Origin of the sequence: Mitsuaria chitosanitabida ATCC BAA-476 = NBRC 102408, assembly GCF_001598255.1 — a bacterium.
Taxonomy (GTDB): domain Bacteria; phylum Pseudomonadota; class Gammaproteobacteria; order Burkholderiales; family Burkholderiaceae_C; genus Roseateles; species Roseateles chitosanitabidus.
Genome location: NZ_BCYP01000039.1, coordinates 1 through 13,410 on the forward strand (window position 1 = coordinate 1; position 13,410 = coordinate 13,410).

Sequence of the window (13,410 nt, forward strand, 5' to 3'; positions counted from 1 at the left end):
GGCGGCCCGCCGCACATGCCGTTCTTGCAGCCGCCGTTGCTCGGCGCGACGCCGTCATGCAGGAGTGCGTCGAACTCGGTGGCGACCAGCTCGCGCACCTCCATCAACTTGTCCAGCAGCGGGCAGGCGTGGCTGTTGCAGGTCAGGCAGAGGCTGCGCGCGATCCAGCCGATGTCCTCGTCGGCGGCCGGCAGGCAGTGCGTCTGCTGGTCGTCCAGATACTGGATGCGGTGCTCGACCCGGCGCAGGAAGTCGTAGCCCTGGGCCAGCGCGGTGGCCGTCTCCGGCTTCATCAGGCCGCGCGCGGCCAGACGCGTCAGCGCCTTGAGCGTGGAACGGGTGCGGATCTCGGGGAACTGTCCGCCGCGCACGACCTGCAGCAGCTGGACGATGAACTCGATCTCGCGGATGCCGCCGCGCGACAGCTTGACGTCGTTGGCCCGCTCGGGCCGGCCGGCGGCGCGGCGCTGGGCCTCGTCGCGGATCTTGCGGTGCAGTTGCCGCAGGCCCTCGAAGACGCCGTAATCCAGATAGCGCCGGTAGACGAAGGGCGTCACCAGGCTGCGCAGCTGCAGCGCGCGACCGCTCTTGACGCTCTCGCGCGGCGCAATCACCCGGCTCTTGAGCCAGGCGAAGCGTTCCCACTCGCGGCCCTGGACCAGGAAGTACTCCTCCAGCATGCCCATGCTCACCGCGGGCGGGCCGGAATTGCCGTTCGGGCGCAGCGCCAGGTCGACGCGGAAGACCTGACCGTCCTCGGTCACGTCGCCGATCAGCGTCGACAGGCGGCGCGAGAGGTGGGCGAAGTACTCGTGCGCGGAAATGCGGTGACGGCCGTCGACCCCGTCGGTCTGGCCGTCGTCCTCGTAGACATAGATCAGGTCGATGTCGGACGAGACATTGAGCTCCCGTCCGCCCAGCTTGCCCATGCCCACCACCCAGAAGTCGATCTCCTGGCCGGCGGCGTCGCGCGGCGCGCCGTACTGGGCGTCGAGCTCGGCGCGGCAATGCGCCAGGCCGATGTCCAGCGCCACCTCGGCCAGATGGGTCATCGCCTGGGTGACGTCGGTCATCGGCGCGCCCTGCTCGACGTCGAGCACGGCCAGCCGCTCCATCACCAGCTGGCGCATCACGCGCAGCGCGGCGGGGAGCGGGCGCCCTTCTTGCCGGAAGCGCCCGACCAGTGCGCGCATGGCCACGTCATCGGGCAAGCCCGGTGGCAGCAAGGGCAACTCGGCCGCATAGCGGCGTCGGATGCGCTGAACGAATCGGCTGTGGTCCGCGGTCGCGGCGGGGGCCGGAAGGCCCGTCGCGTCGGCGCTTGCCTGGGCAACTGAATCCATCGGTAAAGAAAGCTCTCGCTGGCTCGTGGCCGGAAATGCCTGTGCTAGATTCGGCGTCCGCCGTTCCCTCTTACATGTCTTCGTCCGCCGTCACCAGTTCTGACTCCGGTTCCGCGGTCGCGACGCGACGCTTGTGGACACGCTGCGCCCTCTGGGTCGGCATCCCTCTTCTGGGTCTTGTCACCCTGCTGATGGCGGCCTGGCTGGCGTTGCACTGGGCGATTCTGCCGCACATCGACGACTGGCGGCCCGAGCTCGAACGACAAGCCACCAAGGCATTGGGGGTACCGGTCCGGATCGGCAGCATCAGCGCCAACTCGTCGGGCTGGATCCCCGCGATGGACCTGCGCGACGTGCGCATCGTCGACGCCAACGGCCGCGACGCGCTGCGCCTCCCGCGCGTCAGCGCCGCGGTCTCCCCCCGCTCCCTGCTCGCCTTCGAGCTGCGCTTCTCCCAGCTGCTGCTGGACAGCCCCGAGCTGCTGCTGCGCCGTGACGCGCAGGGCCGCGTCTTCGTCGCCGGCCTGAGCGTCGACGGCGGCGGCGACACCCCCACCTCCGAGGCCGCCACCGACTGGTTCTTCGAGCAGCACGAGTTCGTCATCCTCCACGGCCGCATCCGCTGGGTGGACGAGCTGCGCGCCGCGCCGCCGCTGGAGCTCTTCGACCTCAACCTGGTGCTGCGCAACGGTCTGCGCCGCCACCGCCTGCGCCTGGACGCGACCCCGCCCACCGGCTGGGGCGAGCGCTTCACGCTGCGCGGCGAGTTCACCCAGTCGCTGCTGGAGCGCCCCGGCGCGCTGCAGCACTGGAGCGGCCAGCTCTACGGCGACCTGCCCCGCACCGACGTGCGCGAGCTCCGCCGCTACGTGGACCTCCCCTTCGAGCTGACCGAGGGCGACGGCGCTCTGCGCGCCTGGCTGGACCTGGACAAGGGCCAGCCGCGCAGCCTGACGCTGGACATGGGCCTGCGCTCGGTGCAGTTGCGGGTAGCCCCGGACCTGCCGGAGCTGTCCCTGGCACAGATCGGCGGTCGACTGATCCTGAAGCAGTCGCCGCAGTCGGTGTCGCTGGAAGCCAGGCAGCTCGGCTTCAAGGGCGGCGACGGACTGGACTGGCCGCGCTCGGACTGGGCGCTGGAGCTCAGGCGCGACGCCAGGACCGGCGCGCTCACGGGGGGTGATTTCAACGCGCAGCAACTGGACCTGGCGCTGGGCGCGCAGATCCTGGCGCGATTGCCGCTGGCCGAATCGCAGCGGCAGCTCGTCGCCGACATGAATCCGGCCGGTCTGCTGAACGCGCTGCAGCTCCACTGGGAAGGCCCGGTCGAGGCCCCGCGCGCCTACCGCGCCCGCGGTCGCCTGCAGGGCCTGCAACTGAGCGCCGCCGCGCCCGAGTTGCCCGCATCGGCCGGCGCCGCGCCGCCGACCGGCCGCCCCGGTCTGGCCGGCGCGGACCTGCAGTTCGACGCCACCGATCAGGGCGGCACCGCCACGCTGGCGATCCGCAATGGCCAGGTGACGCTCCCGGGCATCTTCGAGGAGGCGACGGTCCCGCTCAAGCAGGGCGACGCGACCCTGAGCTGGCGCGCCCTGCGCCCCCTGCCGATCGCGCCCGCCGGCAAGCGCGCGCCGGCCACCGTGCCGATCGTCAATCCGCTCGCAGTGGCCTCGCCCACGGCGGTCCGCATGGTGGCGGACGCGTCGTCGGCGGTGCCCGCCGCGCTGCCCGCGAAGGCGCCATCGGCCTCCGTCGCCACGTCGACGGCCGTTCCCGCCGTGCCGCCCACCCAGTGGACCGTGCAGTTCAGCGGCGTGCGCCTGGTCAACGACGACCTGAGCGCCGAGATCGACGGCTCCTGGCAGAGCGGCGACGGCAAGCGCCCGAACGACTCCGGCAAGCTGGACCTGACCGGCCGCATCGAGGAGGTCCGCGCGCCGCGCGTGCTGCGTTACCTCCCCGTCACCATGGGCGCCGAGGCGCGCCGCTACGTGCGCGACGCCATCCGCGACGGCACGGTGCACAAGATCCAGGCCCGCTTCCAGGGCCCGGTGGACGAGTTCCCCTTCGACCAGCCGCGCAGCAAGGGCCAGTTCCACATCGCCGGCCAGGTGCGCGACCTGACCCTGGCCTACGTGCCCAGCCACCCCGCCGAGAACGACCAGCCCGCCTTCGCCTCGCCCTGGCCGGCGATGGAGCAGCTCAACGCCGAGCTGGTCTTCGACCGCGCCTCGATGGCCATCCGCAACGCCCGCGCCAGGCTGATGGGCGTGGAGCTGACCAACGTCCAGGGCCTGGTGGCCGACCTGTACCACCACTCGCCCGTGCTGGAGATCGACGGCCAGGCGCGCGGCGCGCTCGTCGACGGCCTGCGCTACGTGAAGGCCTCGCCCGTCGCCGGGCTGACCGGCCATGTGCTGGACAACACGACGGCCACGGGACCGATGGCGCTCAAGCTCAACCTGCGGCTGCCGTTGATGAACATCGACAGTTCCACCGTCAAGGGCCAGGTCACGCTGACCGGCAACGATGTGCGCATCCGCCCCGACACGCCGCTGCTGGCCCAGGCCAAGGCGCGGGTGGACTTCGACGACAAGGGCGTGCAGATCCGCGGCGGGCAGGCCCGGGTGCTGGGCGGCGACGCCAGCTTCGAGGGCGGCAGCCTGCCGGACGGCAACATGCGCTTCGTCGCCCAGGGCGCGGTCACGGCGGAGGCGCTGCGCAACGCGCCCGAGCTGGGCCTGCAGCGCGTGGCCTCGGCCATGACGGGCCAGACCCCGGTGCGCTTCGAGCTGGGCATCGTCAAGGGCCAGACCGAGATCACCGTGACCAGCCCGATGCAGGGCATCGCGGTCGACCTGCCGGCCCCGATGCGCAAGACGCCCGAGGAATCCTGGCCGCTGCGCGTGACGACCCGTGCCGTGAGCGCGCCGGCTGGCACCTCGCGCGACGAGCTGCGCGCCGACGTCGGCCCGCTGTCCGCGCTGTACCAGCGCGACATCAGCCACGATCCCAAGGTTCTGCGCGGCGCGATCGGCATCCGCGAGAAGCTGCCCGAGCTGCCGGCCCAGGGCGTGGTCGCCCGGGCGACCTTCGACCAGTTCAACGCCGACGCCTGGCAGACCGCCCTGCCCGCGCTGACCGGCAACAAGGACACCGACCTGGAAAGCAGCGCCGAGGACGGCTACGTCCCGAACCAGCTGACGATCAAGGCGCAGACGCTGCAGGCCGCCGGACGCACGCTCAACCGCGTCACCGCGGGCCTGTCGCACGACGCGGGCGCGGGCTGGCGGGTCTCGGTGGACGCGGAGCAGCTCAGCGGCCTCATCGAGCTGCGCACCGCCAAGCCCAACCAGCCCGGCCGCATCTACGCGCGGCTGTCCCGGCTGTCCGTCCCCAAGAGCGACGCCGACACCGTCGACCAGTTGCTGGACAAGCAGCCGCGCTCGGTGCCGGCGCTGGACATCGTCGTCGAGGACTTCGAGCTGCGCGGCAAGCACCTGGGCCGGCTGGAGATCGACGCCCGCCAGCAGGGCGACGCGCGCGAGTGGAAGCTCAACCGGCTGCTGCTCAAGAGCGCCGACGCGACGCTGTCCGCCAGCGGCCAGTGGGCGCCCGAGCCCGGCCGCGCGCAGCGCCGCACCGAGCTGGACTGGAAGCTGGACATCGCCGACGGCGGCAAGCTGGCCGAGCGGCTCGGCCAGGGCCAGGTGCTGCGCGGCGGCAAGGGCCAGGTCGTGGGCAAGGTCTCGTGGCAGGGCTCGCCGCTGTCCCCGGACTACGCGAGCATGAGCGGCGAGCTCAACATCGCCGTCGATTCCGGCCAGTTCCTGAAGGCCGAGCCCGGCGTGGGCCGCCTGCTGGGCGTGCTGAGCCTGCAATCCATCCCGCGGCGCCTGATGCTGGACTTCCGCGACGTGTTCTCCGAGGGCTTCGCCTTCGACAACGTCACCGGGGACATCCGCATCGCCAAGGGCGTGGCGCGCAGCGACAACCTGCGCATGAAGGGTCTGCAGGCGGCGGTGCTGATGGAAGGCAGCGCCGATCTGGCGGCCGAGACGCAGGACCTGCACGTGCTGGTGCTGCCCGAGATCAATGCCGGTGGCGCCGCGCTCGCCTATGCGGCGGTGAACCCGGCCATCGGCCTGGGCGCCTTCCTCGCGCAATGGCTGCTGCGCAAGCCGCTGGCCGCCGCCAACACCGAGGAATTCCGCGTCACCGGCACCTGGACCGATCCGCGCATCGAGCAGCTGCCGCGTCGCGCGCAGCCGCAGGGCAGCTACAACGGCGCGGCCACCGCGCAAGGGGAGTCCGTCCAATGAGCACCAGCACCCACACCCCCGCGGCCCCGACCTCCGGCGCGGGCGCCTCGGCGAAGGCCGCGCCCGTGACGATCGCGGCCATCCAGATGGTCGCCGGCACGCGGCTGGAGGAGAACCTCGAGCGCGCGGCGCACTGGATCGGCGAGGCCGCGCGCCAGGGCGCCCGGCTCGTCTCGCTGCCCGAGTACTTCTGCCTGATGGGTCACAAGGACACCGACAAGCTGCCCTTCGCCGAGCGGCCCGGCGACTTCGGCGCGCCCATCCAGGGCCTGCTCGGCCGCCTCGCGCGCGAGCACGGGATCTGGATTCTGGGGGGCACGCTGCCCATGGCGCTCGACGGCGCCCCCATTCCCGCGGACCGTGTGCGCAACACCACCTGCGTGTTCGCGCCGGACGGCACGATGGCGGCGCGCTACGACAAGCTGCACCTGTTCTGCTACGACAACGGCCGCGAGCGCTACGACGAGGCCCGCGTGCTCGAGGCCGGCGAGACGCCGACCACCTTCCACGCCGGGCTGCCGGGCGGGCCGTCGTTGCACGTCGGCCTGTCGATCTGCTACGACCTGCGCTTCCCGGAACTGTTCCGCGCGATGAGCTTCGGCCCGGGCGGTCCGCTGGACCTGATCAGCGTCCCGGCGGCCTTCACCTACACGACCGGCCAGGCGCACTGGGAGCTGCTGCTGCGCGCCCGCGCGGTCGAGAACCAGGCCTACGTGATCGCCTCCGCGCAGGGCGGCACGCACGAGAACGGCCGCCGCACCTGGGGCCACAGCATGATCGTCGACCCGTGGGGCGAGGTGCTGGCCTGCGTGCCCGAGGGCGAAGGCCTGGCCATCGCCGCGCTCGATCCCGCGCGCATCGCGCAGGTCCGCGAGCAGCTGCCGGCGCTTCAGCACCGCCGGCTGTGATCGCCGGCACCCGCCGGCCGCGCCCGCGCGCGGCCGGCCCGGTGCGGCTCTGACCCTCGATTCCGGTCCACTTCCGGGGATCTCCCCGGCGTCCAGGGAGGCAAGATGCCCGGCATGATCGACCGCCGCCCCGCCCCTTCCATCCGTTCCCCACGGCTGGCCCTGCTGGCCGCCGCGGCCTGCGCCTGCGCGGCGCTCGCGGGCTGCGGCTCGCCGGCGCGGCCGCTGGAGTCCTCGCTGACGGACATGGACTCGCTTCAGCTGCGCTCCTGGCTGAGCCCGGCCCTGCGTCGCAACATCGACCTGCTGCCCGTGCAGGGCGGCGAGGAAACCTCGCGCTGGTGGGGCAGCCGCATCAACGCGATGACGCTGAACCAGACCTACCAGGAGTCGCTGCGCCGCCTGGGCCTGATGCCCGACGTGCCCGACACCGGGCGCTACCAGCTCAAGGTCGAGATGCTGGCCCTGGCCCAGCCCAACGTGCCGATCGCGCCGGAGGTCGCCGTCTCCGTCCGCTACACGCTGACCGAGCGCGCGGCCGGCGGCGGCAACGTCATCTACCAGCGGGTGCTGCGCACCACGCAGAAGGCCGGCATCGACGACAGCCTCAACCCGACCGAGCAGCTGCGCATCGCTACGGAATCGGCGCTGCGCAACAACATCGCCGAGCTGATGCGGGAGCTGGCCTCCCTGCCGCTGCCGAACTGAGGCCGGTGACCGGCCCCGCTCGCCGGGCCGTCGACCCGCCGCTCCCGGCGGAGCCGCCTCGCGCGCCCTCCGCCCGCGCGAGGCGAACCGCGCGTTCTCCATATTCGAAATCAGCAGATTTCCCACGTCGGCATATGCATATAAGCATTCAATGCTTGCCAAATTGCGGGTAATCCCCAAGGATCACGACTTTTCGGCGACTGCCGCCCACAAGAGACGCATGCGGGCTTCTGCCTCCAGCGTCCTTCATCGTCCGTGATCCAGCTCGAACAACTCCACAAATCCTATGACGTCGACGGACGCCGCGTGCCTGCCCTGCAGGGCGTGGAACTGCGCGTCGAACCGGGCGAGGTGTTCGGCATCATCGGCGCCTCGGGCGCCGGCAAGAGCACCCTGCTGCGGGTGATCAACCTGCTGGAGCGCCCCGACAGCGGCCGCGTCATCGTCGACGGCGAGGACCTCCAGGCGCTCGACGCCGCCGGCCTGCGCGCCGCCCGCCAGAAGATCGCGATGATCTTCCAGCACTTCAACCTGCTGAGCTCGCGCACCGTCGCCCAGAACGTGGCCTGGCCGCTGCGCATCGCCGGCTGGGACGCCGCCCGCATCGCGCCGCGCGTCCAGGAGCTGCTGGCCCGCGTCGGCCTGAGCGACCAGGCCGACAAGTACCCTTCGCAGCTGTCCGGCGGCCAGAAGCAGCGCGTCGGCATCGCCCGCGCGCTGGCGCTGGCGCCGCGCGTGCTGCTCTGCGACGAGGCCACCAGCGCCCTGGATCCCGAGACCACGCGGTCCATCCTCGACCTGCTGGCCGAGCTCAACGACGAGCTCCGGCTCAGCATCGTGCTGATCACCCACGAGATGGACGTGGTGCGCCGCGTCTGCGACCGCGTCGCGGTGCTCGAGGCCGGCCGCATCGTCGAGCTGGGCCCGGTCGCGCAGGTCTTCCTGCACCCGCGCTCCGACACCGCCCGCCGTTTCGTCCTCGCCTCCGAGCACGTCGACGAAGGCGCCCAGCGCGACGACTACGCCCATGTCACCGGCGCGCTCTGGCGCCTGACCTTCTTTGGCGAACGCACCTACGAGCCGCTGCTCGGCGAGGTCGCCCGTCACGCCCATCTGGACTTCGGCATCCTGGCCGGCCGCATCGACCGCATCAAGCGGCAGCCCTACGGGCAGCTGACCATCGCCATCAGCGGCGGCGACCTTCCCGCCGCCCGCAAGCTGCTGTCCGATCGCGGCGTCCAGGTCGAGGAGCTCCGCGCATGAGCCTCGCCACCGCACCGACCTGGCTGGAGACCCTCCAGGCCATCGACTGGACCGAGATCTTCCTGGCCGGCGGCGACACGCTGCTGATGCTGGGCGGCTCGCTGCTGTTCACCGCGCTGCTGGGCCTGCCGCTGGGCATCGCGCTGTACCTGTTCGACCGCGGCCGTCTCGTGTCCTCGCCCAAGGTCTACGGGCTGCTCTCGTTCGTCGTGAACGTGCTGCGCTCGCTCCCGTTCGTCATCCTGCTGATCGTGCTGATCCCGCTCACGCTGCTGATCACCGGCACCTCGCTGGGCGTGGCCGGCGCGATCCCGCCGCTGGTCGTGGGGGCGACGCCCTTCCTGGCGCGCCTGGTCGAGACCGCGCTGCGCGGCGTGGACCGCGGCATCGTCGAGGCCGGCCAGGCCATGGGCGCGACCACCCGCCAGATCGTCACCCAGGCGCTGCTGCCCGAGGCCCTGCCCGGCATCGTGTCGGCGCTGACCGTCACCGCGATCACGCTGGTCGGCTACACCGCCATGTCCGGCGTCATCGGCGGCGGCGGCCTGGGCGACCTGGCCATCCGCTTCGGCTACCAGCGTTTCCAGACCGAGGTCATGGTCGTGACCGTGGTCGCGCTGCTGGTGCTGGTGCAACTGCTGCAATCCTTCGGCGACTGGCTGGTGCGAAAGGTCTCCCACCGCTGATCGTCGGATTTTCCGAACCCCGCCTCCCCCATCACCGCCGCGCGTTCCGACGCGCTGCATCCGCCACCGGCCGCACGCCATCGCCACGGCCGCAAGACCTGACCCTCGTCAGGTTCGTTCCCACCGATTCGACATCGATCGAAGTCTTCAGAGGAGTTTGAGCACATGAAGAAGCTGTTCGCCGCCACCATCGCCGCCCTGTCGCTGGCCGCCACGGGCGCCGCCTCCGCCGAGAAGCTGACCGTCGCCGCCACCGCGGTGCCGCACGCCGAGATCCTGAACCTGGTCAAGCCCGAGCTGGCCAAGCAGGGTGTCGAGCTGGACGTGAAGGTCTTCACCGACTACGTGCAGCCCAACGTGCAGGTCGCCGAGAAGCGCCTGGACGCCAACTTCTTCCAGCACAAGCCCTATCTGAACGAGTTCAACAAGGGCAAGGGCACCCACCTGGTCGGCGTCGTGGCCGTGCACGTGGAACCCTTCGGCGCCTACTCGACCAAGCACAAGACCCTGGCCGCCATCCCGGCCGGCGGCACCGTCGCCATCCCCAACGACCCGACCAACGGCGGCCGCGCGCTGCTGCTGCTGGACAAGGCCGGCCTGATCAAGCTCAAGGACAAGTCCAACATCCTGGCCACCACCAAGGACATCGCCGAGAACCCGAAGAAGCTGAAGTTCCGCGAGATCGAGGCCGCCACGCTGCCGCGCATCCTGCCGCAGGTGGACCTGGCGCTGATCAACACCAACTACGCGCTGGAAGCCAAGCTGAACCCGGCCAAGGACGCGCTGGCCATCGAGGGCGCCGAGTCGCCCTACGCCAACTGGCTGGTCACCCGTGACGACAACCAGAACGCCCCGGCCGTGAAGAAGCTGGCCGCCGCGCTGCAGAGCGACGCGGTGAAGCGCTTCATCCAGACCCAGTACAAGGGCGCCGTCGTCCCGGCCTTCTGACGACTGCCGCGCGGGCCGATCCCGGTCCCGCTCGCCACGCCGTGAATGCGTGGCAAATGTGTTGCTAAGCGCCCTGCATCGCAGGGCGCTTTCATTTGGGGCTGATCAAGCGCGTATTTGTGCCTCGTGGTCCGGGGTGCTTCGCGGCACCATGTCGGGCCACTTCCTCCGCCCCCTCCCGTGTCCGACCTCACCGCGCTGCTCCCGCAGTTCTTCCTGTTCCGCGACGGCGCTCCCACGATGCTGCTGACCGGCCGCTACGACCTCGGCCTGGTGCTGCTGTCGCTGGCGGTCGCGGCGCTGACCTCGGCGCTGGCGCTGCAGGTCGCGGGCATGGCCAAGGTCACCACCGGCTGGCGCCGCCAGTCCATGCTCGCCACCGGCGCGCTGGCGATGGGCGGCGGCATCTGGGCGATGCACTTCATCGGCATGCTCGCCTTCGAGCTCTGCGCCCAGATCAGCTTCGGCGCCGGCATCACCGCGCTGTCGATGATCCCGGCCCTGGCCGCGTCCTGGGTCGCGCTGGCGATGCTGGCGCGCAAGACGCTGGAGATCTGGCGCCTGATCCTGGGCGGCGTGCTGGTGGGCGCCGGCATCGGCACCATGCATTACATGGGCATGGCGGCGATGGAGATGAGCGTCGCGCTGCGCTACGACCCGGCCTGGTTCGCCGCCTCCATCGTCGTGGCGGTGCTGCTGGCCATGCTGGCGCTGTGGATCCGCTTCGGCCTGGCGGGCGTGCTCAGCCGCCGCTGGGCGATCGCGCTGGGCGGCGTGGTCATGGGCGGCGCCATCGCCGGCATGCACTACACGGCCATGGGCGCGGCGCGCTTCGTCGGCCTGCCCGACGGCCCCTGCAACACCAGCATCGAGAACGCCGGCTGGCTGGCCCTGGCCGTGACCGTCATGGCGCTGGCCATCAGCGCCATCACCGCCGGCGCCAACGGCCTGCTGATGCTGCGCCGGCTGAACGCCGACCTGCTCGAGGAACGCGCCCGCAAGGCCGTCATGGAGCAGGCCCTGCGCGACAGCGAGGCCCAGTACCGCACCGTCATCGCCAACAGCCCCGGCGTGACCTTCCGCTGCCGCATCGACTCGGACTGGAGCATGCTGGTCATCAACGACGCGGTCGAGGAACTGACCGGCTGGACCGCCCAGGACTTCCTGGAAGGTCGCCAGCACTTCGCCGCGCTGATCCATCGCCATGATCACGACCGCGTCAACGACGCCGTGTCCACCGCCCTCGCGGCCGACGCGCCCTACTCGGTCGAGTACCGGGTCCACACCCGCGAGGCCGGCGAGCGCTGGGTCTCCGAGCGCGGTCGCGCGGTGCGCGACGCGCAGGGCGCGCCGCAGTGGATCGACGGCGTGATCCTGGACATCACCGAGCCCAAGCGCCTGCAGCGCCAGCTCGAGGACGCCAAGGAGCGCGCCGAGGCCGCCGCCGCCGCCAAGAGCGCCTTCCTGGCCAACATGAGCCACGAGATCCGCACGCCGATGAACGCCATCCTGGGCTTCACCGAGCTGCTGCTGGACACCACGCTGACCGAGGCGCAGCGGCGCCACCTGACCACGGTGCGCGGCTCGGCCCGCTCGCTGCTGGGCCTGCTGAACGACATCCTGGACACGGCCAAGCTGGACAAGGGCGCGATGGAACTGGAGTCGGTCGACTTCTCGCTGCGCACCGTGTGCGAGCAGGCGCTGAACTCGCTGCGCCTGCTGGCCCAGCGCAAGGGCATCGGCCTGCACCTGGACTATCCGGACCACGAGCCCCGCTTCTTCAAGGGCGACCCGCTGCGCGTGCAGCAGGTGCTGCTGAACCTGGTCGGCAACGCGATCAAGTTCACCGAGCAGGGTCAGGTCACGCTGAACATGCGCCAGGAGGGCGGCCACATCCACCTGGCCGTGATCGACACCGGCATCGGCATCGCGCCGGACCGGCTGGACCGCATCTTCGACGCCTTCGCGCAGGCGGACGCCTCCACCACGCGCCGCTTCGGCGGCACCGGCCTGGGCACGACCATCTCGCGCCAGCTGGTCGAGCGCATGGGCGGCCGCATCACGGTCGAGAGCGAGCTCGGCGCGGGCAGCGTCTTCCACGTGTGGCTGCCGCTGCCGGCCGGCGAATCGGCCCAGGCCGAGGCCGCCGAGCAGGACGAGGTCGTCCACCTGCCGCCGCTCAAGCTGCTGGTGGCCGACGACGTCGCGCAGAACGGCGAGCTGCTGCAGCTGATCCTGGGTCGCGAGGGTCACCAGGTCACGCTGGCGCAGGACGGCCTGCAGGCGCTCAAGGCCTTCTCCGACCAGCGCTTCGACGCCGTGCTGATGGACGTGCACATGCCGCTGCTGGACGGCCTGGGCGCGACGCGCCGCATCCGCAACTTCGAGGTCGCGCAGGGTCGCGGCCACACGCCGGTGGTCGCGTTGACCGCCAGCGTGCTCGAGGAGGACCGCCAGGCCGCGCTGGCCGCCGGCATGGACGGCTTCGCGGTCAAGCCGGTGGAGCCGGGCCGCCTCTTCGCCGAGATCGCCCGCGTGCTCGGACTGAAGCCCGGCCTGTCCGCGGCCTCGGCCGGACCGGTGCCCGCCACGCGCCACTCCGCTTTCACCAACCTGGACGAGGCCGAGAACGCCGAGACCCACGCCATCGACTGGCAGCAGGGCCTGCGCCTGTGGGGCGGCGTGACCGCCTGGCAGCGCGGCCTGCGCCGCTTCGCCGAGGACCAGCGCGACGGCGTCGCGCGGCTGCACCAGCTGACGCAGGCGCGCCAGTGGATCGAGCTGCGCGGCCTGGTGCACCGCTGGCGCGGCGTGGCCGGCAGCCTGGCGCTGCCCGCGCTGCTGAACGCCGCCCAGCCGGTGGAAGCCGCGCTGCGCCTGGGCCGTCAGGACGACCTGATGGCCCTGATCGACACCCTGGCGCTGACGCTGCAACGCACGCTGGACGCGATCGCCGCGCTGGACGGCACCAGCGCGGCCACCCCGGTGGCCGCCGCGCCCAGCGAGGCCGCGCGCCGCGAGGACGGCGCCGAGGTCCTGATCGAGCGCCTGGCCGGCGCGCTGCGCCGCAGCGAGCTGGACGACGACACCTTCGCCGCCCTGCGCGGCGTGCTGGGCGAGGCGCGCGTGGCGCCGCTGGCGCGCGCGCTGGACGACTTCGACTTCGACGCGGCGCTGCTGGCGCTGCAGTCCCTGCAGCAGCAACTGCGGCAGGGCATCCCCTCCTGAGGCC

General features: G+C 71.6%; 8 protein-coding genes. 7 read left to right on the forward strand and 1 reads right to left on the reverse strand.

Features of this window, described 5'->3' with window-relative positions; translation table 11 throughout:
• A partial coding sequence (locus MCHT01_RS23035; RefSeq protein WP_501193230.1) for a [protein-PII] uridylyltransferase family protein occupies positions 1-1,343 on the reverse strand: 1,343 nt, incomplete at its 3' end.
• A 74-nt stretch (positions 1,344-1,417) separates the two neighbouring features.
• Here MCHT01_RS23035 and MCHT01_RS23040 point away from each other — a divergent pair.
• From MCHT01_RS23040 to MCHT01_RS23070, 7 genes are all read left to right on the forward strand, one after another.
• Complete coding sequence (locus MCHT01_RS23040; RefSeq protein ID WP_439956183.1) at positions 1,418-5,665, forward strand: YhdP family protein; 4,248 nt, start codon at positions 1,418-1,420, stop codon at positions 5,663-5,665.
• Positions 5,662-6,573, forward strand: coding sequence for a carbon-nitrogen hydrolase family protein (locus MCHT01_RS23045; RefSeq protein WP_067069343.1), 912 nt, complete (start codon positions 5,662-5,664; stop codon positions 6,571-6,573). The genes MCHT01_RS23040 and MCHT01_RS23045 overlap by 4 nt, the downstream gene beginning before the upstream one ends.
• Positions 6,574-6,687: 114 nt before the next feature.
• Positions 6,688-7,281, forward strand: a complete 594-nt coding sequence (locus MCHT01_RS23050) for a hypothetical protein (protein ID WP_148661683.1) — start codon at positions 6,688-6,690, stop codon at positions 7,279-7,281.
• A gap of 255 nt (positions 7,282-7,536) precedes the next feature.
• Positions 7,537-8,544 carry a methionine ABC transporter ATP-binding protein gene (locus MCHT01_RS23055; RefSeq protein WP_067069347.1) on the forward strand — a complete coding sequence of 336 codons (1,008 nt, stop codon included), beginning with the start codon at positions 7,537-7,539 and terminating at the stop codon, positions 8,542-8,544.
• Positions 8,541-9,230 carry a methionine ABC transporter permease gene (locus tag MCHT01_RS23060; RefSeq protein ID WP_148661684.1) on the forward strand — a complete coding sequence of 230 codons (690 nt, stop codon included), beginning with the start codon at positions 8,541-8,543 and terminating at the stop codon, positions 9,228-9,230. Before MCHT01_RS23055 ends, MCHT01_RS23060 begins: the two co-directional genes overlap by 4 nt.
• Before the next feature lie 165 nt (positions 9,231-9,395).
• Positions 9,396-10,178 (forward strand): MetQ/NlpA family ABC transporter substrate-binding protein, encoded by a 783-nt coding sequence (locus MCHT01_RS23065; protein ID WP_067069350.1) that lies wholly within the window; start codon positions 9,396-9,398, stop codon positions 10,176-10,178.
• A gap of 180 nt (positions 10,179-10,358) precedes the next feature.
• Positions 10,359-13,406 (forward strand): MHYT domain-containing protein, encoded by a 3,048-nt coding sequence (locus MCHT01_RS23070; RefSeq protein ID WP_067069352.1) that lies wholly within the window; start codon positions 10,359-10,361, stop codon positions 13,404-13,406.
• The last annotated feature ends 4 nt before the right edge of the window (positions 13,407-13,410 follow it).